Origin of the sequence: Litorimonas cladophorae (assembly GCF_014652455.1) — a bacterium.
Lineage (GTDB): Bacteria > Pseudomonadota > Alphaproteobacteria > Caulobacterales > Maricaulaceae > Litorimonas > Litorimonas cladophorae.
The window spans coordinates 650,638-670,597 of the sequence record NZ_BMYV01000001.1 but is presented as its reverse complement, the minus strand read 5'-3'; the positions used below and the strand labels follow the sequence as shown (position 1 = coordinate 670,597).

The following is a 19,960-nucleotide window of genomic DNA, read 5'->3' as shown; positions in this document are numbered from 1 at the left end:
TGGCAGGTAGGAGCGCGGAATTTCTTTGCGCCCATGAGATATTACTGATAACCGCCGCTTGCAAAAGAGATGGAGACTCCAATGGAGATTCGTGAAGGATTGACCTTCGACGATGTCCTTTTGCAACCAAAGGCATCTGACATTTTACCTGCCGACGCGTCGTTAAAGACGCGATTGACGCGTAATATCAATATTAATGTGCCATTGGTGTCTGCTGCGATGGATACCGTTACAGAAGCGCCCCTTGCAATTGCAATGGCGCAAACTGGTGGTATCGGTGTGATTCATCGAAATTTGTCTATCGAGGAACAAGCGGAAGAAGTCCGCAAGGTGAAGCGGTTTGAGTCGGGTATGGTTGTCAATCCGATCACGATTGGACCTGAGGCGACGTTGCGGCAACTTCGCGATCTCGGGCAACATCACAACATTTCCGGTATCCCAGTTGTTGAGGTTTCAGGAAAATTAGTCGGAATTGTCACCAATCGCGATGTTCGGTTTGCGACGAATCCAGAAGAAAAAGTCTCAGACTTGATGACGACGGACCTCGTGACCGTCAAAGTAGGGGCGACAGAAGATGAAGCCCGCGCTCTGCTGCATACGCATCGTATTGAACGTTTGATCGTCGTCGATGATGATTACCGATGCGTTGGTCTGATTACCGTTAAAGATATGGATAAAGCCGCTAGCCATCCTAACGCTTGTAAAGACAGTAAGGGCCGTTTGCGCGTTGCTGCCGCTTCGACGGTTGGCGATGCGGGGTATGACCGCGCCGTCGCACTAATTTCGGCTGGCGCCGACGCTATCGTCATTGATACGGCGCATGGTCACTCGTCCAAAGTAATTGAGCAGGTGAGGCGGCTAAAGACGGATTATCCTGATGCTCAGATCATCGCGGGAAATATTGCGACTGAAGCCGCCGCTATCGCATTAATCGAGGCCGGTGCTGATGCGATTAAAGTAGGTATCGGGCCAGGCTCGATCTGCACAACACGCATTGTCGCCGGGGTTGGCGTACCTCAGCTCACGGCGATTATGGATGCTTGCAAAGCGGCCCATAAAGCGGGTGTTCCCGTGATTGCTGACGGCGGCATCAAATATTCAGGCGACATGGCCAAAGCTCTCGCTGCGGGTGCAGAGTGCGCAATGGTGGGTTCACTTCTCGCGGGCGCAGAAGAAACGCCAGGAGAAGTCTTTTTGTATCAAGGACGTAGCTACAAGTCCTACCGTGGAATGGGCTCAGTTTCCGCTATGGCGCGTGGTTCGGCGGATCGTTATTTCCAGAAGGAAGTCAACGACACAATGAAACTCGTCCCAGAAGGCATTGAAGGTCGCATTGCATTTAAAGGGCCCGTCGCCCCAATCTTGCATCAGCTGCTGGGCGGTATCCGCGCCACAATGGGGTATACGGGGTCCGCGACGATCCAAGATCTTCATAAGAATGCTGAATTCGTTAGAATCACAGGTGCTGGACTGCGCGAAAGCCATGTTCATGACGTGCATATCGCCCGCGAAGCGCCGAATTACTCGATGCCGAGCTAAGCCAAAGCGCTGACCCTCGACTAATTTTTCGTCAGAGCCATTCGCAAATCGGCTCTGACTAACTTGATTGGAATGTCTCGATGAGACTTGGTGGAAGAATACAGGCTGCGGCTGAAGTTTTAGAAGACGTCATCGAGCGACGGACGCCTGTCACGATGGCGTTGCGCGATTGGGGTAAGGCCCACCGTTTCGCCGGGTCCAAGGACAGATCAGCGATTGGAAACATCGTCTTGGATGCCCTCCGCCGTAAATCGTCAATTGGTTTCCGTATGGACGATCTCAGTCCTCGCGCTCTTGCTATAGGCGCTGCGGTTTTTTCTGGCGGGATTACGGTCGAAGACATCCTTGAGCAAACCGAAGGCGACGCCCATTTCGGGACGCCTCTAACAGAGTCCCAAATTGCGAAGCTGCGCGGACAGATCAATTTAGAGACAGCACCTGAATGGATAAGGGCCGACGTACCAGATTGGTTATGGCCAGCGTTTGAAACCAACTTTGACGAAGAGGCTGTCATTGAAGGCGAAGCCCTAACGCATCGTCCGCCGCTAGATATCCGCGCAAATGCGATCAAAGCGACCCGTGAACAATTAGACCTTCCCAATGCGATCCCTACGACTATCTCGCCCGTTGGTATGCGTTTTGCGCCTGTCGAAGGCGCAGCTCGTCATCCGAATATTCAATCGGATCCCGATTTCATGACTGGAAAGTTCGATATTCAGGACGAGGGCTCGCAGATTGTCAGTCTTTTGGTAGCAGCGAAACCCGGCGAAACGATTTTAGATTATTGCGCGGGTGGGGGCGGCAAGTCACTCGCCATCGCTGCTGATATGAATAATGAAGGCGCGGTGCACGCCTTCGATATTGATAAACGTCGTCTGGCGCCAACCTATGAACGTGCGATGCGCGCAGGTGCAACAATCATCAAAGTGACCCAACCGCCCGCCAAGAGTTTGAACCATCTGCGTGGCAAGGTGGACCGCGTTCTTGTCGATGCGCCATGTACAGGTGTGGGGACTTGGCGTCGGAAACCTGATGCGAAATGGCGTTTGACCGAGGATGCCTTGGGTCGGCGCATGCAAGAACAAGTCAAAGTTCTGGATGAAGCCAAGAACTTCGTGAAGCCTGGTGGCTTTCTGTTTTACGTGACCTGCTCAATGTTGGCCGCTGAAAATGAAGCGCAAGTCTATGCGTTTCTCGAGCGAACATCCGATTTCACCCTGCTTTCTGCTGGTGAGGTTTGGGAAGATCGCTTCGGAACAGAAGTGAACAAGCCTTGGTCTGCCGATGGCTGCACACTGACACTCAGCCCCGCATCAACCGATACGGATGGCTTCTTCTTTGCCGTGATGGAGAAATCTGCGTGAATACCTCGAACCAAGATATTGTAAAAGCACATGAAAAACTGCTGATCATTGATTTTGGATCACAGGTTACAAAACTTATTGCGCGACGTGTCCGCGAAAGTGGTGTGTATTCAGAAGTCCATCCTTTCAACAAAGTCGACGCGAGCTTCATCTCGGAATTTGCGCCGAAGGCGATCATTCTCTCAGGTGGGCCAAGCTCTGTCACAGGGACAGGAACGCCGCGTGCTGATGATGCTGTTTGGACTTACGGCGTACCCGTTCTGGGCATTTGCTATGGTCAACAGACTATGTGCGCGCAATTGGGCGGTGCGGTTGAAAGTTCTGAAGAGCAAGAATTTGGCAGAGCTTTCGTTGACACATCGGGTGACAGCCCGCTCTTTGAGGGTTTATCCGACCGCGAAGAGGTTTGGATGAGCCATGGGGATCGCGTAAGCAAGTTACCAGAAGGCTTTGAAGTTATTGGTGTTTCACCAAATGCGCCATTCGCGGCAATCGCCGATGAGGCGCGTGCTTACTATGGCGTTCAGTTCCATCCTGAAGTCGTCCACACGCCGAGCGGTGCAGCCATGCTCCGTAACTTCACGCATAAGATTGCGGGCTTCCAAGGTGATTGGACAATGGCCTCGTTCAAGGGCGAGATGATACAAGCCATCAAAGACCAAGTCGGTGATGGCCAAGTTATCTGTGGTCTCTCTGGTGGCGTTGATAGCTCCGTCGCGGCCGTTCTCATCCATGAAGCGATCGGTGACCAATTGACCTGTGTCTATGTGGACACGGGCATGATGCGCAAAGGCGAGAGCGATCAAGTCACCGCGCTTTTCCGCGATCATTACGATATTAATCTCATACATGTGGATGCCGGCGACCAATTCCTTACATTACTTAAAGGTGTCAAAGACCCTGAAAAGAAACGTAAAATTATTGGCGGAACGTTCATCGATATTTTTGAGGCGGAAGCCAAGAAGATTGGCGGCGCAAAATTCTTGGCTCAAGGAACACTCTATCCTGACGTAATTGAATCTGTTTCCTTTGACGGCGGCCCGTCTGTGACAATCAAATCCCATCACAACGTGGGTGGCTTGCCAGAGCGTATGGACCTCGAACTGGTTGAACCGCTGCGTGAGTTGTTCAAGGACGAGGTGAGAGCCTTGGGTCGAGAGCTAGGTCTACATAGTGATTTTGTCGAACGTCATCCATTCCCGGGTCCTGGCCTCGCCATTCGCTGCCCTGGTGAGATTACGAAGTCACGCTTGGACATTCTGCGAGAGGCTGATGCGGTCTATCTAGATCAAATCAAAAAACACGGTCTTTACAATGATATATGGCAAGCTTTTGCAGTGCTTTTGCCTGTGCAAACTGTCGGCGTTATGGGCGATCAGCGGACATATGATTTTGTTTTGGCGCTTCGTGCAGTGACGTCAACGGACGGTATGACAGCAGATTATTATCCTTACAGCCACGAATTCCTTGGCGAAACGGCGACACGGATCATCAACGAAGTCCGGGGTGTAAACCGCGTTGTTTATGACGTGACGTCAAAACCTCCCGGAACAATCGAATGGGAATAGGGTCTGAGGAAGAGATTTCCGGACCGATTGACCCAAGATTGCTGGCTTGGCCAAAAAACCTCTTAGTTGTCCTTTATCTGGCAATGGTTCTGTGGAGCGCGTTACTGCTCTACAGCAAGCCTATGTATGACGAAGAGTACATTATCCGCCAGATTTATATGATTATTTTGCTTCCGCTGATCGGTTTCATAGCGGCATCGCACAGATGGGCAATGTCGAGCGCTTGCGCCGTTTTCATATGCTATATCGCCGCCATGTTTTTGTTTTCGGGCGGGTCGATAACGATAGGTTTGGGGCTGTTTACCTCGTTTTTGGTCGCGCTGACTTGGCGATCTATTGTGGCGTGTGACCAGCTGGATATTATCCGGTCAGCGCCGCAAGTGGATGTTTTCGAGTAATTCTACCGCAGCGGGTTAACTTTTAACCCAATAATACCGCCATTTATGACGCTTTCGCTGAATCCCGCATATACGCGATCTAAACCATCATTCGGTAGGTTCTCACCATAAGCGGCAAAGACCGCGATTATGGTGTGAATGGTAAAAAACGACTGATTGATGAGAGTTATTGTACTCATATCACTGCTCGTCTTAGGTCTCGGCCTAAGCGGAGCAGACGCAGCGACCCCGAAAAACGGGGCGTCTGGCGCAGTTATGCTTGAAATCCTGGATGGCGATACTGCCTTCCTGGTCGAGGCGCGTACAAAGCGGGCATGGTGGGTAGTTGGCGAATGTCGCCGAAATATCCCTATAACCGCTGAATCTACGTCTCAAACCTTGATGTCCCGACCAATCGTCGAGGACGTTGAACTCGGTTCACGCCAAATCCGACTGCGTCAGCAGTTCCGCTTTGACTTGGCGTCTACCCCTCCTACTGTTTCCGTCTTCAGCTCCGTTCGGAGTGGATGGTCGCCTGTCTTAGTTAAGCGTAATGACGCTTGCCAAACACAGTCCGACTGCCGCGCCCGAATGGAGCTGCCGGAGTGTTAGGGCGGTCTTCAAAACATAAAAGCGCTCTAAAACAATGGCTAATGGCTATTGTCTTGATGTTTATCTCAGGTTCCGCCTTTGCGGCTGATGTCGATTCGCCGACGGAGGTCACTAAAACGGCGGCTGTCGCAATTCCGACCGAGGAAAGTCCTGCGAAAGCCGAGACACCTGATAAAATTCAAACCGTGAACACCAAAGTCATCGCAGAGATCGACAGCACAATCATCGTCAAACTTGATGGCGAGACCTTAAAGAGCACGGAAGTTCACCGCACTGCCGATGGCAATCTTTACGTCAATGCCATGCCGATTTTCCAGCATTTAGGAAATGACGTTGAATATGACGATGTTTCCAAAGCGCTGATCGTCCGCCGCAGCCAAGACAATGTCGTCATGGAGCTTTATACCGATACGGGCATCGTGAAGGCGGACGGTAAGACACTCGGCAAGCTAGAGCATTTTGGTGAGGTCGAACCAGAACATTTCATTCTAACGCCCAACGCCATCGCCGTCTTAGCGGGTACATCCGGCCGGTTCGATCCCGATAGTAATGAGTTCAAGTTTAAGCTTGATCCACGCCTGCGTGTGGCAACAGGTTTCGATATCTTCGTTGACGATATTCCCCTTGGTGCCGTGGAGCCAGAGCCTAAGTCGGTCGGTCCGGTTCTACTTTTGCCTTTGCGCCCGATCGCGGAAGCACTTGGAAATAGCGTCCAAATATCAGGTGATGGCTCCGTTGTTGAAATTCGACGCGTACAAGACAGCGTAACGATGTCTTTGAATTTGGCGACGGGTTTGGTGAGCACCAATGGTAAGCCGGTCGGCCTATCCAAAGATATTGCCTATATTGATCAAACCAACTTGCTTCTGCCAGTTTCCGCCGTTGAAGCTTTGACTGGAACGAACATTGACGTCGAGGGCGGCACGGACCGCATTAACGTGCGTTTGGACGATCGTTTGGCGGGCTCTATCGCGCCACGGCAGTCAATTGATGATCTTGTGAAGGACGCGCCGTTCACGCCAGAATCCCTGAGCTTCCGTCTTTCGCCTGATACAGGCGCAAGTGTTCAGTTTGATGCGCATATGGGGCGCGTCAATGGACGTTTGCGGTATGAACTTGCTGACCTTCCATCAAATGAGAAAGAATTGCGTCCGAATTGGCTGTCTGTTGATCTAGCCCATACGAGCGGTGCAACAGGGTCAATTGGCGACTATTCAGCAAATTTGCGTGAACTAGACCCAGTGAATACGCGTCGGATTATGGGCGTGTCGGCACAGCATCAAACCGAAACAGGGCGTTGGGCATTTGCGGCGGGTTCACCCGTTACTGGCGCATCGACCATATCTGAGGACCAAACCCGTAATGAGTACAATGGGTTTGTCGCAGGCCTACGCTACGCCAATATTGACGGCTGGGAAGCAGGCCTCGCGGTTGCCAATGACACGCTCACCGATGATCAACGTGCCGTACTCGAGGTTATCTCGGGACGGTTAGGTCGCGACGAGCAAAAGAAGTGGCAATGGAATGCCAATGCGGGCGCGGGCGTGTTCAAAGGGCCATCCCGAGAGAGCGCCGTTGACTTTCGTCTAAACGCTGATGTGCGGCGTCAGTTAAGTGATGAATTGCGCCTCAACATGAGCGGCGGGTACATTGGCGCAGAATTCCTACGGTCAAATTTGGTTGCTGAAGAGCAGGCGGAAGAAATCGCCCGCGTTATAGACCCCAATGCGGACTTCGAAGATCTAGAATCACCCCCCGACATCCGTCGGAAGGGATCGGATGAATTGGACGCGCGCGCCAGCTTGTCATATTTCCCCAAGGGGGATTTTGGCTTTTTGAACAATCCTGCGGCTTCGGTGTCTTCAACTTACCGCAAGGTCGGGTTCCTCAAGTCGGGTGAGCAACGATCCGAGCAAACATCACTATCTACGTCTCTAACGGCTGGAATTGGCGAGACTGGCATCAATGTCTCAGGCTCGCTATCCGCTTTCGAAATTCAGACCAAAAATGTGGGTATTGAAGAAGAAAATATAACGGGAACAAACACATCAGTTCAAGTTTTCAAGCAGTTTAACACGCTGACTGTGCGGGGCCAATATGGCCGCGCGACACGATCTGACGCCGACACACGCGAGTCGGCATCTGTGACAGTCAGTCGCTCTGCGTTTGGCTTCAGCCTGCCAAAAGAATCCAGCCTCACTGTCGGCCCAAGCATAAGTGGCGTGTGGAATGGTGATGAGTGGCGTGCCCGAGGCGGCATCAACGCCGGTTTCAATTCAGGTGAGGTCTTCGGCAAGAAAAACGTAGTAACCGCGAATTTGGGTATTCTGCAAAGTCTGTCGACACGTGGACCGGCACAGAGCGACCGTTTTCTGACCCTTTCAGCAGCGCGCCGTTTGAACGTCGGAAAGAATATGTCCTTAGGTCTTGCCTATCGCAACGACTTGCGGGGGAACCAACGCTTGGGGCTTCAGCTTGACGGTCACTTCAATTTCAATGCGAAGCGCGGAATCAAAAAGGCCAAGGATGGGCGTGGTATTTTGAAGGGACAGGTGTTCCTTGATAAGAACCGGGACGGTGTTCGCCAAGCAGCCGAACCAGGAATTCCACGCGTTATTGTCCGCGTTAAAGGAACGCCAATGGTTCTGCGTGCCGGTGCGGATGGCTTTTTCACAATTCAGAATGTGCTTGAAGGGCTTTATGAAGTGCAAATTGATGCGCGTAGCCTCCCGATTGGGTATGATCTGTCTGCCGAGATAAAGACACGGGTGACGGTTGCCGAAGGTCAAATCACGGATATCCCATTAGCCATCGTTCAGCGAGGCCAGATCCGCGGCTTCGCTTTTGAGGATGATAATGGGAACGGTGAATATGATCGTGGCGAAACACGTGTCGAAGGCGCCAAACTTCGTCTCACATCGGACGAAACGGATGTTGACGTCGAAATGATGACGACCAGCTTCGGTCAATATGCGTTTGATGATCTGCCGCAGGGTAAATACACAGTCGAAGTTTTGCCCCTAAAAGGCGCAGATATTGCGGGCGGTCAGTTTTATACCGTTGAATTGGATGCCGAGGCGGACCTCATGGCGCGTCAAAATTTAGTCATTACCCGTGGTGATGCGCCCAAATTTGTGGATGTCGAAGTGACTGTGCCGAACGTGGATGAAACAGCACCACTGAAATATCGCACGGGTACGGTGACGATCGTGGATCATGAGACACCGTCTGGACTGGAAGCTTCGGCCGAAACGTTGCCTTCAACAACGGCGCCCTTTGCGCCAATTCCTCGCTTGAAACCTTTTACCAGTGGTTCGCCTCCGGACGTCGTGTCCGGAGCCGCCCCACCATAACTTGGCGGGTCGTCGGAAATCCCGGCGGCCCGTCTTTTTTTATTCGTTGTCGGAGGCTACACTCTCGGCATGAAACTAATTTGCTCTCCTATCTCTCCATATGCGCGCAAGGTCATGATATTGGCCCGCCTATCCCATGTCGAATTGGAGGAGGTAGAGCCTCAGAAAGCGGGGGCCAACGGATATTTGGCAGGCGATAACCCTTTAGGCAAAATCCCAGCTCTAGAATGGCAGCCCGGACAATTTCTTTTCGATAGTCCTGTGATTTGCCAATATCTAGATAGTCTCAGAGAAGAACCGCTTTTACCTGAAAAGGGTCACGCCCGGTTTATTCAGTTGTGGCAGCATGCGCTTGGCGACGGATTATCCGACGCCGTTTATAATTATCGTTATGAAACCGTGCGGCCGGCGGAACTCCACTGGGATGAAATGATCGAGCGGCACGATCGGGCGATCCGCAACGCGATTGCGACACTTGAAAAAATCAGTCCATGGCTGGGGGCGAGTTGGACCTTTGGAAATATCGCGATTATCTGCGGCCTCGACTATGCAAGCTATCGTGCGTCTCATTTTAATTGGCAGCAGGCTCACCCAGATTTAGCCGCGTGGCATGCCGCTTTGACTGATGATCCTATCTGGCGCGAAACCTATGCCTATGGGATGACCAGCGGATGAAACAGATTCTCTTCGTCTTCCTTGGGCTTCTATTACTGAGCGTGATCGCCTTTTTCGCTTGGCCAGAACGCGCCTATGAGCCCTATCAGGTAAGCCCAGGATATGCGGCACAAGTTGCTGCGTTTAATATTCCAGACATGCCTGACGATTGGACATGGGATATGTTTGCTAGCGATGACGGCGTGAAGATGCGGTACGGGCAAACGGGTAACGCCGCTGCAGCCAAAGCGACCGTAGTGATTATCCCAGGCTACACCGCCACAATGGATATGTATGGTGAGCAGGTCGGCGTTATCGCAGCGCGGGGCTACCACGTCGTCGGTTTTGATCTACGCGGTCAAGGTGGATCAGAGCGTTTACGTCCGAACCAACCCGAAAAGCTTTTGATCGATAATTTTAAACGCTATTCCAACGACTTAGCTCTGTTTTTGGAGGCGATGGACGTTCCGGAAGGCCGACCTGTCATACTGATGGGCATGTCGTTCGGCGGACATGTTGCGTTTCGAATAGGCGGAGAACACGCTGACCTCGTGGATGGTCTGCTTCTGCTTGCCCCAGCCTTGCGGCCTGATAGCGGGGAACGCACATTTGCGGAGGCTCACCGTATGCTGAAGCTAGGGGATGCGCTTGGGAAAGACGTAAATTATCTTCCCGGCGCGACAGACTGGCGGCCTGCAAGCGAAGGGAATCTACTGCGTGCGGGGATAGAATATTGCGCCTCGTCGCCGATCCGACTGCCGATGCGTGACGCGATTTTCACGCGCAAGCCAGAACAGCGGGTCGGGGGCGTTACGATCAATTGGGGACGCGAATTTTACCGGAGCAGTGAATTTGTGTTGCAGGACGGTTATCCTGAATCCATCAAATTACCTGTCACGATGATCCATGCTGAGTTGGATAACTTCGTGGTGACAGACATCAATAAAGATGTCTGCGACAATCGGATGTCAAATTGTGTCGGATTTACGCCACCCAACTCAGGTCACTGCCTCATGCAAGAAACAGATCCGGTTTTGGCCGCAATCTATCAATCCTTAGATGATTTGTTGGCGCGCGTCGTGAAAACGCCCGCCAAAAGGTAAGCAAACTAAAACTTCAAGAAATCGGGAATGTCGTCGCCGAAGGGCGTTTTCCCTTTGGGCTTTTCCCGTTTAGAATCCGGTTTCTTTTCCCGGGCTCGTTTTTCTGAACGAGGTGCCTCGGACTTATCCGTCGACTGGCGACTGGACGGCTTAGACGTTGTGCTGTCACCAGAATTACGTCCGCGTCCGCCACGAGACCGACGTGGTTTCTTATCCGTCTCATCAGACTTAGGGAAAGCGGCCACGGCTTCTGATTGAGCGGATTTTTCGACACGCTCTGTTTTGGCTTCGGGTTTTTCTGCCCCAGGCTTTTTAGGAGCAGCGCGGCGGCGTGAGGAATTTCGTGGCCGCTTTGGTGCCGCGCGCTCTTCTGTGACTTCAACTTCCGAAATAGCTTCGGGTTTTGGTTTATCGCGACCCGGAGCCGCTCTTCGGCGGGGCGCTGGACGGCGTTTTTCGGCAGGCTTACGGGCCTCTTTGACAGGGGCTTCGGTTACCGCCTCTGATGGAGTCTCTTTTTTAGGCGCCTTTGGCCGTGAGGGTTTCGATACCTTCTCGGTGGAGACACTATTCTCGTGATAAGAGCCATCGGCGCGTTGACCGCGATTGCGTCCGCCGCGACTGTCATCTTTGCGCCCTCTACCCCGACCGGAGTCCCGACCACCATTGCGGCCTTTTCTGGCTTTGCCACCATCTTTGGGAAAGTCTTCAATTCCAGGAATTTCAATCTCTTCAATTGAGTCCATATTTATAAGGTCGAGAATTTCCTCGTAATTTTTCTGGTCTAGACGCGCGACCAACATGATTGCATCGCCTTTTCGTCCTGCACGACCCGTGCGGCCAATCCTATGCACATAGTCTTCGGAATGGTTTGGAACATCATAATTGAAAACATGGCTGACCGTTGGAACGTCCAAACCGCGAGCGGCCACGTCGGAGGCCACGAGATATTTTATTTCGCCATTCCTGAACCGGTTCAATGTTTCCGTACGAAGGCTCTGGGCTAGGTCCCCATGGATCGGCGCGGCGTCATGCCCATGAACATTCATCGACTTTGCGACGATATCGACATCCCGTTTCCGATTGCAGAAGATGATACCATTATCGACATTTTCCTTCTCGATAATCCAACGCAACGCAGTCCGTTTTTGTTTTGGATCGGAGGAGGGCATGCGCACGATGCGTTGGGTGACAGTTTTTGCTGTCATATTCTTCCGCGCGATTTGAATGCTAACAGGCTGATGTAGGAACTGGTCAACCAGACGCTTGATTTCAGACGGCATGGTTGCGGAGAAGAAAAGAACCTGACGCGTAAAGGGCGTCATATCGAAAATCTTCTCAATGTCGGGGATAAACCCCATATCTAACATACGGTCAGCTTCATCAACGATAAGGGTTTGAACACCCGTCATCAGAATTTTGCCGCGTTCGAATTGGTCGATTAGACGACCTGGCGTCGCAATTAAAATGTCGACACCCTTCATCAATTTACGGTCCTGTTCGGCAAAGCTAACCCCACCGATTAGAAGCGCCATCTCCAGCTTCAGATATTTACCATAAGCCTCAACATCTTTTGCGACCTGTGCGGCGAGTTCGCGCGTCGGGCAGACGATGACACAACGTGGCATGCGTGCACGGGCGCGCCCTTTGGCCAGCTTATGCATCGTGGGGAGAGTGAAGGCACCCGTTTTCCCGGTACCTGTTTGTGCAATGCCCAGCACATCACGCTGTTGCAATGCGGCAGGAATAGCTTTGGCTTGGATTGGCGTCGGTTTGACGTATCCCAAATCGCCGAGCGCTTTAAGGATTTTAGGGTCGAGTCCGAGATCCGTGAACGTCACGTTTACCTCGGCATCTGCATCAATTTCTTCAGGCGTATTGGTGTCGGTCAAGCTATATCGGCTTTTCGGTCGGTGGCGCGCGGACGGTCCGCGGGCCTTTTGTGAATTTGTCGCAACATAGGCAGAAGTGCTCCGAGGTCAAGCACAGTACGCGCTACCTATATTTGTGTGGGCGTTTATCTGTATTGGTCGGATTGTAACGGTCACGGAGAGCTTTCTGCCGAGATGTCATGGACTGAGGCGCTCCATTTATAGACATAGAAATCGGCGCGGATGTGACCTCAAGCGGATCACCGTCCCAAACAACCGTCGTCTCGTCTTCCACACCAAACCAAGAAGCTGGGATGGCGCTTATGGAGGCAAACGCGTCGGCCCAACTCAAACCTTCGACAACAGCGCCGCCGGCATGTTGGGCCAGTGTTGCGGGTTTCGTCACGCCTAGCGCACCGAGGTTGGAAAACGCGAAATCCACGCCAGCGTTTTTCAGGAACATAACATTATCAAGACGGGCGCCGACGGATTCAAATGTTTCAGGTAGGTTATGCAAGGGGTCGAGGATAACGCGGACATTATTCGCGGCGATTTCGTCAGCGACTTCCCAAGCCTCAGCCGCGCCGACGATAATGATATCTAAAGATCGGTTGTCTTTCTTTATGTCGATCACGCGCATAATATCAGCGGCGCGATCAACCCGAACGACCAAAGGGATGTCCCCGCGCGTGGCTCGGTTGAAGGCCAAAGCATCTTGGCGCGAAAGAATGTCACCGCCATCGGGCGAGTCCGCATAACGTTTGAAAAAACCATCCGCATCGTCGATCGCTGCCCGCAATTGGGCCATCGCGGCCGCGCGTGAGCCGCCCGCTCTGCGCGTACCCGTTTCGCCCAATTCAACCATCACGAAAGCGTCTGAGATCAAAACCGAATCAAATTTGCCTGTCAGTGAAACAATCGCGCCCGTACCGGCAAAGATGCTGCCGCTTCCACTGCGCGGCGCGACGAGTGCATGGGTAATGCCGCTTTGACGCACGTTATCAATGTGAATTGACCGCGGATTGAAACTATCGGCGACGCGTTCGGATACATTTGTCAAAGAATCTTCAGAGGCGGCATCATTCCCGGGACCACCAGATCCGATATCAGTTAAGCCAAGCGATGACATGGGCGCGAAGAGCCCAGATGTGACCCAAGCGCCTTCGACGGAGCTGGCACCACCAGGGGCGTTCAACGTTGCGGCTTGCTGGATGATCACGCCGTCAGTGACGATGAGGTCCGCGGTGGATTTTTCGCCTTTGGCGTCCACAACGGTTGCATCATCAAGAAATAACGTTTGCGCAAATACTGGCGTCGCGGCGAAAGCTAAGACTGAGGTCAGAAGGAGCGTTCTCATTTCGATGCCTCCGTAAAATCAGCATATCCGAGACGGAAATCGCTTTTCGGTTTAAGACCGGTTTCACGGTCAAATAGAACTGCGCCGTCCAACATAACTTTGCTGGGACGTCCATAAGTGGAGAAGGGGTCGCCTTCCCAGATAACGATATCCGCACGTTTGCCAGCTTCCAAGGTACCTGTTTCGTCTAGGATACCGAGGGCCTTGGCTGGATTTGTGGAGAGCCACTTCCAAGCTTCAGCCTTAGTGATATTCAGACCCGCTCGGTTTCCGTCAGCCCAAGTTTTTGCAACTTCCTGGTTTAAGCGCTGAATATTGTTTTGATCATCGGAATGAATCATTGCGCAGGCGCCAGCGGCGTGAACGAAGGGCACATTCTCATTAATATAGTCAAAGCTCTCCATCTTAAACGCGCCCCAGTCGGCCCACATGGCCGCACACGTATCACTGGCCGCAAGCTCAGGCGCGATTTTATAGGCTTCGACGGCGTGGTGAAAGGTCGTGACTTTATAATCGAATTCCTTGGCAATATCGAGGATTTGGATCATCTCATCCGCGCGGTAGCAATGCATTTGAATAAGAATTTTGCCGTCCAAAACATCAGCCAATGTTTCGAGTTGCAAGTCGCGGTCATAATCACCGCCCTTGTCGCGCTTTGCTTTATATTGCGTCGCTTTTATCCAATTCTTTCGGTAGCCCGAGACATTGCCCATGCGGGAGCCGGGGCCACCTTTGCTGCCGTAAACCCGCTTTGGGTTTTCACCACAGGCCATTTTCAAAGTGTAAGGCGCATCGGGAAATTTCATGCCCTGAACCGTCCGTGATGGCATGTTGCGTAAGGTGACGCCGCGTCCACCAAAAAGGTTGGCCGAGCCCGGTAAGATGTGAAGTGTTGTGACACCACCCTGTAGGGCTTCGTCAAAACCTGGGTCTTGTGGCCAGACACCGTGTTCAGCCGAAACTTCCGATGTGATCGGGCTGGTGACCTCATTCCCGTCACCATGTGCGGTTACGCCAGGCGAGGGATAGTTTCCTAAATGCGAGTGAATGTCGATGATCCCGGGTGTTACGAAACGCCCCTCAACATCAATTTCGTCAGTACCCGCGGGGACGTCTCCCGCGCCTACAAACCCAATTTTTCCACCCGAGATCAGAACATCACCTTCGCGGATTTCATTACTGACTCCGTCAATAATTTTGGCATTCCGCAACACGACATCTGCTGAAGGCTGTGGCGTGTAAGTACTGGGGAAGGCGACCGTGGCTTCATCCGAGGTCGTTTGTGGCGTGTCCTGCGCCTGACAGGCCGCTAGAACAGAGAGGGGGAGAATAAGGGGGAGAAATGTCTTCATGGGACTGTATTGTGCAATCCCGCTGCAGACGTCAATCGAAACAGGCCTCAATTTCGAGCGCGAGCTTTAATTTTTCGAGATATTCGGCTTGAGAAATTTCAATGGCGCCAAGCGAGGCTAAATGCGCGGTGAGAAATTGGGTGTCGAGCAGAACGAACCCCCTTTCTTTCAGCCGCTCAACTAAATGAATGAGGGCAAGTTTAGACGCATTGCTTCGGCGTGAAAACATGCTCTCGCCGAAAAAGGCCCCGCCTTGGGTCACGCCATATAGGCCGCCCACTAGGACGTCGTCTTCCCAAACCTCCACACTATGTGCTTCGCCCCGCCAATGTAACAATGTGTAGAGGCCCTCGATGCCCAGACTGATCCACGTATTGTCCCGCTCGAGCGCGCAGGCTTGGATGACCGATTGAAAGTCCGTGTTGACGGTCACTTTCAAAGGCGTCTTGCGCAGGAACTTCTGCATCGAGCGTGAGACGTGAAAGGCGTCCAGAGGCAAAACCCCGCGGAGTTTCGGTTCAACAAGATAGAAGAAATCGTCTTCACGATTATCTGACATAGGGAAAACACCGCGCCGATAACAGTCGATCAGATCATCAGGTCCAAACCCCTGTGCCACGTGAATTACTCCGCGATATCAGTTTGATGGGATCGGCCTTGGCGCGACAGATTCTGTTTCAATTCCGCTTTTAGCTTCCGCACATCCTGCGCCCAGATGAAACCAAAGCTGACGCAACCGTCTTTTGTGTGGGCGGCATGGTGGAGACGGTGAGCTTGCACGAGGCGTTTCATGTAGCGACCTCTGGCTTTGCGCGGAAATGGCAGGCGCCGATGGACTAAGCCATCATGCACCACAGCATAAAGAACGCCGTAAAGTGTCAGGCCAAGTCCAACATACCAAAGCCAGCTATGCCCCATCGACCCGATGATAAAACAAGCCGCTGCGATGCAGCTGAACACGACAGCATAGAGATCATTCTTTTCAAACAGGCCGTCCGTTTCCGTGTGGTGGCTTTCATGCCAGCCCCATCCTATTCCATGCATGACATATTTGTGGATAGCCCATGCGAAGATTTCCATGCCGATTACGGCCGCCAGAACGATCCCCAAATTCAACAAGATACTCATCCGCCAGCTTCTTGTTTTCGCGCAGGTAATCGCCACCAAGGCTCATGTGGGAACAAATGATGTTCGTGATGATAGCCAAAATGGAAGCAACTTATAAGCGAGGCCAGACGAGTGAAATTGTTCGTGCGGGCGTTGTGATGGTCCGGGAAGGCGTCGGACTGTCGATGCGTTAAATAGGTCCCGAAATAGAATAGCTGCACAGATGACAGGATCGCAGGGACGGCCCACATGATAATGGTGTTCGCATAACTTGCCCCGATCAAAATATAAGCCACTGTAAATCCGACGAGGATAAGAAGCTGTCGCCATCCAAAATAGGTCAGAAAGAACTTGGTGTACCACGGCCAAAATGCGTTCGGATTAGTGGCATTGAAATCTGGGTCTTTCTCCGTCCCAGAAAATTGATGATGCGCATGATGGGCTGTGCGCATCGCTTTCCAGTCGAAACCAGCATAAACAAATAAGATAGCGGTGCCGATGGCCGCATTCAATTTCTCGCGACCCGGCATGAGTGAACCATGCATCGTGTCATGGGCGACGATAAACATGCCTGTATACAGCCAGCATTGCAGAGCGATCAGGCCGAGAGTTTGCCAAAGGGGCGCGGATAAAGCGTGGAAAAACACGCTGTAGGTATGAACAATCGCCCACCCGCCGACGATCAGGGCGGCGTAGATTAAGCCCCTGTTCTGTTTCGTCTGCTGAGATACGGCGGTTTGCACTTAGACCCTCATTAATTTGTGCGACATCAACGCAGCGAGTGCGAGGCAGAGAAGACCTCCGCCGAACAATATTCCCCAAACCCCTAACAGGTCAAAAACAGACTGTCCCCGTGCCAAAACGCCATAGAAGGCTTCGATAGCCCAATAATTTGGCGTCGCTACCCCCATTTGTTGCAGCCAAGCGGGCATCATAAACCGCGGCACCATTGAACCGCCCACGGCAGATAAGAGCAGCACGGCAAAGGTGCTGACGGTATGCATTTGCGCCTGCGTATTGCAGAAAGACGCAATCAGAAGCGCAAACCCGGACGCCAGCGTCGCGGTCCCTAAACAAGCCAGCGTAACTGCGCCGAGATGCTCTAAAATCGGGACTTCAAAGAAAACCTGAGCAACCACGCAGATGATCGCGGCTTGTAGAAACCCGATCCAAGTCAGAAAGACGAATTTACCCGTTAGTATGCCCATGGCGCCCATCGGGCCGACCATCAGTCGGTCACTGATTCCGTTGCGGCGTTCGTCAATCGAAATGGCTGCGCCCTGCATAGCCGAGAACAGCAGAAACAAAATCGCCGTTGCGCCAATATAATAAGTGACCGACGGGTCTTCCATTGTCGTGGACGCGTCGGCCCCCAACGCCGATTTGGTATTGAATAATGCCGTGCTTTTGACCCCAGAGGTGGTGGCCAGCATTTGCCTGATTTGGCCCTTTAAAACTGTTGCAGCGACGGTCCGGCTTGGGTCCTCAATGATTTGAATGGAGGGGGAAGAGGCATCGGAAAAGTCACCCGTGACAATCACGCCTACATCATCTTGACCGAGTCGGACACGCTCTATCACGTCCGCTGCGCTCCACGTTTCATCATAAGTCATTGAGATCACGTCGCTTTCCGACAATTGCTGCGTAAAGGAAACAGCGGCGGGCGCATCTGAGATACTTCCCAGCGCAACACGAAGATCAAGACTGCCGCCTGAGGCATTTGAAAAAATGGCCGCGAAAACGGCGAAGATAAATCCAGGCAGAACAAAAGCTAAGACTAAAGCGCCCTTGTCGCGCCACAGACGCAGCCACATAATCCGAAAGACGGCGCCGATCATGCTGCGATCTGACCCGTTTTTTCGACCCTATGCATCAGGGCCGTTAGCCCTGGGCGACGGACGCTGATTTCACGCACAAGATCATTTTCGCCTTTTAGCGCGGTTAAAAACGCCGAAACGAAACTCACTTCATTCGCATTGGTCATAGCAACCCAAATCGTGGGCATTTCGCCGGGCGTAAAAGCGAATGGTTGCATGGCATTCAAAACTTCAGGCTCGGGAGGTGTGGCATATCTCACCATAACTTCTCGCTGGTTCTCGAAGCTTCGCTCTAGGAGGCGGGCAGGCGGTTCGAATGCCAGTCGTTTGCCTTTGCACAGCACTAGAATTTTATCACAAAGGGCCTCGGCTTGTTCTAATTCGTGGGTGATCAAAATGACCGCTTTTCCCTGATCGGCCAAGGCGCGAGCTAAGCGGTGAACTGTATCTCTGGCAGGGGCATCCACGCCAGCGGTCGGTTCATCGAAAATGACGAGTTTTGGCCCTGTCATGATGGCCGCGGCGACATTAATGCGCCGTTTCATGCCGCCTGACATTTCTGAAACTCGTGTCTTGGCATGCTGGGACATCTCAACTGTCTCTAAGGCTTGGTTGATAGCGGCTCTATCTTTTAACCCCAAAAGCCGACCAATGACGGTTAGGTTTTCGCGAGCCGTGAGGTGAGGATATAAACCTATATCTTGCGGAACGAGGGCAATATGACGCCGACGATCGGTACTGCGGCGGAGGTCTGTGCCGGCGACGTTAAGGTCACCCGTCACGCGTGTTCGTCCGCACAACGCTCTGATAAAACTCGTTTTACCCGCGCCATTTGGCCCAATGATTCCGACAAGTTCACCTTCTCGAATTTCTAAATTCAAACCGTCCAACGCTTTGTGTTGACCATAGGCCACGGTCACATCCGTGGCGCTCAATATCAGTTCACGCGTGGCTGTATCAGGTGCGGAGAAAGGCAAACTGATGATCCATGATGGCGGTGAGCATGTCGAGATTTGAGAGCTCTGCCCGTTGAAGGGCGGCAGAGGCGTGATCAAGATAATCTTGTAGCTTCCGTTTTGAAGCCTCTGACCCTGCCAGCGCTAATATCGTCGCTTTGCCGATGTCACGATTGACTGATTTTTCGGCTTCAGCATCGCTCATGACGACGTCTTTGACATCATCCAGTAATTGGAAAGCTAATCCCAAATGGTAGGAAAAATCTTTCAATGCGGCGCGTTGGGAGGCTCGCATGCCAGCCAATATCGCCGCAGCTTCAACACTGAAATCGAATAGCGCGCCTGTTTTGAGCGTGTTGAGCCGCTCAATTTCCGCGATGGTTGCGCCTTGATCGACATTGGCGAGATCGGCCATTTGTCCCGCAATCAGTCCCTTTGACCCAACCGCATAGGACAACAAATCGATCATTTCGATACGGCGTTGCGCGGGGACTTGGTCCAAGCGCGACAACACACCAAAAGCGCAATTTAGCAGCGCCGTGGCCGATAAAATGGCTGTGCTTTCGTCAAAGGCGATATGTGTCGTGGGTTGGTTCCGACGCAAATCGGCATCATCCATACAGGGCAAGTCGTCCAAAATCAGGGATGCGGCATGCACCATTTCAGCCACGCACCCCGTTGAAATGGCTGCGTCCAATTCGGCACCGGCTCTTATCCCACCGCCTTGGGCGATAAAAACGCAGAGCAGCGGTCGAAATCGCTTTCCGGGAGACAGCAAAGCGTGACGTTGGGCTTCGTGGAGACGGGCGGGCCAAGTGGTTTCAGACGGCACAAGGCTCGACAGACGGTTTTCGATCAAACCTCGCATGGTTTGGATGGCCGTCGGCGTGTCCGTAACTGAGAGAGGAATTGCCAAATTATCGTCCTAAA

The 19,960-nt window shown here is 52.5% G+C and carries 17 protein-coding genes; 7 read left to right on the top strand and 10 right to left on the bottom strand.

Going from position 1 to position 19,960, the window contains the following annotated elements; genetic code table 11:
* The first annotated feature begins 81 nt into the window (after positions 1 to 81).
* The 4 genes from guaB (at position 82) to IE073_RS03230 (ending at position 4,869) form a co-directional block, all read left to right on the top strand.
* Positions 82 to 1,539, top strand: a complete 1,458-nt coding sequence (guaB, locus tag IE073_RS03245) for an IMP dehydrogenase (protein WP_189581204.1) — start codon at positions 82 to 84, stop codon at positions 1,537 to 1,539.
* Between the two features lie 80 nt (positions 1,540 to 1,619).
* Positions 1,620 to 2,903, top strand: a complete 1,284-nt coding sequence (locus tag IE073_RS03240; protein WP_189581201.1) for an RsmB/NOP family class I SAM-dependent RNA methyltransferase — start codon at positions 1,620 to 1,622, stop codon at positions 2,901 to 2,903.
* Positions 2,900 to 4,471 carry a glutamine-hydrolyzing GMP synthase gene (gene guaA, locus IE073_RS03235; protein WP_267905560.1) on the top strand — a complete coding sequence of 524 codons (1,572 nt, stop codon included), beginning with the start codon at positions 2,900 to 2,902 and terminating at the stop codon, positions 4,469 to 4,471. Before IE073_RS03240 ends, guaA begins: the two co-directional genes overlap by 4 nt.
* Positions 4,462 to 4,869, top strand: a complete 408-nt coding sequence (locus IE073_RS03230; protein ID WP_189581198.1) for a hypothetical protein — start codon at positions 4,462 to 4,464, stop codon at positions 4,867 to 4,869. Before guaA ends, IE073_RS03230 begins: the two co-directional genes overlap by 10 nt.
* Positions 4,870 to 4,871: 2 nt before the next feature.
* Here IE073_RS03230 and IE073_RS03225 read toward each other — a convergent pair whose 3' ends face one another.
* Positions 4,872 to 5,048 carry a hypothetical protein gene (locus IE073_RS03225; RefSeq protein WP_189581195.1) on the bottom strand — a complete coding sequence of 59 codons (177 nt, stop codon included), beginning with the start codon at positions 5,046 to 5,048 and terminating at the stop codon, positions 4,872 to 4,874.
* A gap of 453 nt (positions 5,049 to 5,501) precedes the next feature.
* On the opposite strand from IE073_RS03225, the gene IE073_RS03220 reads away from it, so the two are divergent.
* From IE073_RS03220 to IE073_RS03210, 3 genes are all read left to right on the top strand, one after another.
* Positions 5,502 to 8,813, top strand: a complete 3,312-nt coding sequence (locus tag IE073_RS03220) for an SdrD B-like domain-containing protein (RefSeq protein ID WP_189581192.1) — start codon at positions 5,502 to 5,504, stop codon at positions 8,811 to 8,813.
* 69 nt (positions 8,814 to 8,882) lie between these two features.
* On the top strand, positions 8,883 to 9,488 hold the full coding sequence (locus IE073_RS03215; protein WP_189581189.1) for a glutathione S-transferase family protein: 606 nt from the start codon (positions 8,883 to 8,885) through the stop codon (positions 9,486 to 9,488).
* On the top strand, positions 9,485 to 10,570 hold the full coding sequence (locus tag IE073_RS03210; RefSeq protein WP_189581186.1) for an alpha/beta fold hydrolase: 1,086 nt from the start codon (positions 9,485 to 9,487) through the stop codon (positions 10,568 to 10,570). Before IE073_RS03215 ends, IE073_RS03210 begins: the two co-directional genes overlap by 4 nt.
* Positions 10,571 to 10,575: 5 nt before the next feature.
* Here the strand turns inward: IE073_RS03210 and IE073_RS03205 are convergent, their stop codons facing one another.
* The 9 genes from IE073_RS03205 to IE073_RS03165 all read right to left on the bottom strand — a co-directional run bounded on the left by IE073_RS03205 (position 10,576) and on the right by IE073_RS03165 (position 19,946).
* Positions 10,576 to 12,462: a DEAD/DEAH box helicase gene (locus IE073_RS03205; protein ID WP_233349775.1), complete on the bottom strand. Its 1,887-nt coding sequence runs from the start codon at positions 12,460 to 12,462 to the stop codon at positions 10,576 to 10,578.
* A gap of 103 nt (positions 12,463 to 12,565) precedes the next feature.
* The gene (locus IE073_RS03200) at positions 12,566 to 13,798 is read right to left on the bottom strand and encodes an amidohydrolase family protein (RefSeq protein ID WP_189581183.1); all 1,233 of its coding nucleotides are present in this window, start codon (positions 13,796 to 13,798) and stop codon (positions 12,566 to 12,568) included.
* Positions 13,795 to 15,150 carry an amidohydrolase gene (locus tag IE073_RS03195; protein ID WP_189581180.1) on the bottom strand — a complete coding sequence of 452 codons (1,356 nt, stop codon included), beginning with the start codon at positions 15,148 to 15,150 and terminating at the stop codon, positions 13,795 to 13,797. Before IE073_RS03195 ends, IE073_RS03200 begins: the two co-directional genes overlap by 4 nt.
* Positions 15,151 to 15,181: 31 nt before the next feature.
* Positions 15,182 to 15,709: a leucyl/phenylalanyl-tRNA--protein transferase gene (gene aat / locus IE073_RS03190; RefSeq protein ID WP_233349774.1), complete on the bottom strand. Its 528-nt coding sequence runs from the start codon at positions 15,707 to 15,709 to the stop codon at positions 15,182 to 15,184.
* A gap of 65 nt (positions 15,710 to 15,774) precedes the next feature.
* Positions 15,775 to 16,278 (bottom strand): sterol desaturase family protein, encoded by a 504-nt coding sequence (locus IE073_RS03185; RefSeq protein ID WP_189581177.1) that lies wholly within the window; start codon positions 16,276 to 16,278, stop codon positions 15,775 to 15,777.
* A complete protein-coding gene (locus IE073_RS03180) occupies positions 16,275 to 17,000 on the bottom strand; it encodes a fatty acid desaturase (RefSeq protein ID WP_233349773.1) in 726 nt (241 codons plus the stop codon). The genes IE073_RS03185 and IE073_RS03180 overlap by 4 nt, the downstream gene beginning before the upstream one ends.
* Positions 17,001 to 18,095, bottom strand: a complete 1,095-nt coding sequence (locus IE073_RS03175; protein ID WP_189581174.1) for an ABC transporter permease — start codon at positions 18,093 to 18,095, stop codon at positions 17,001 to 17,003.
* The gene (locus IE073_RS03170) at positions 18,092 to 19,051 is read right to left on the bottom strand and encodes an ABC transporter ATP-binding protein (RefSeq protein WP_189581171.1); all 960 of its coding nucleotides are present in this window, start codon (positions 19,049 to 19,051) and stop codon (positions 18,092 to 18,094) included. The genes IE073_RS03175 and IE073_RS03170 overlap by 4 nt, the downstream gene beginning before the upstream one ends.
* Entirely contained in the window at positions 19,032 to 19,946 is a 915-nt protein-coding gene (locus IE073_RS03165) for a polyprenyl synthetase family protein (protein WP_189581168.1), read from the bottom strand. Before IE073_RS03165 ends, IE073_RS03170 begins: the two co-directional genes overlap by 20 nt.
* Positions 19,947 to 19,960: the final 14 nt, after the last annotated feature.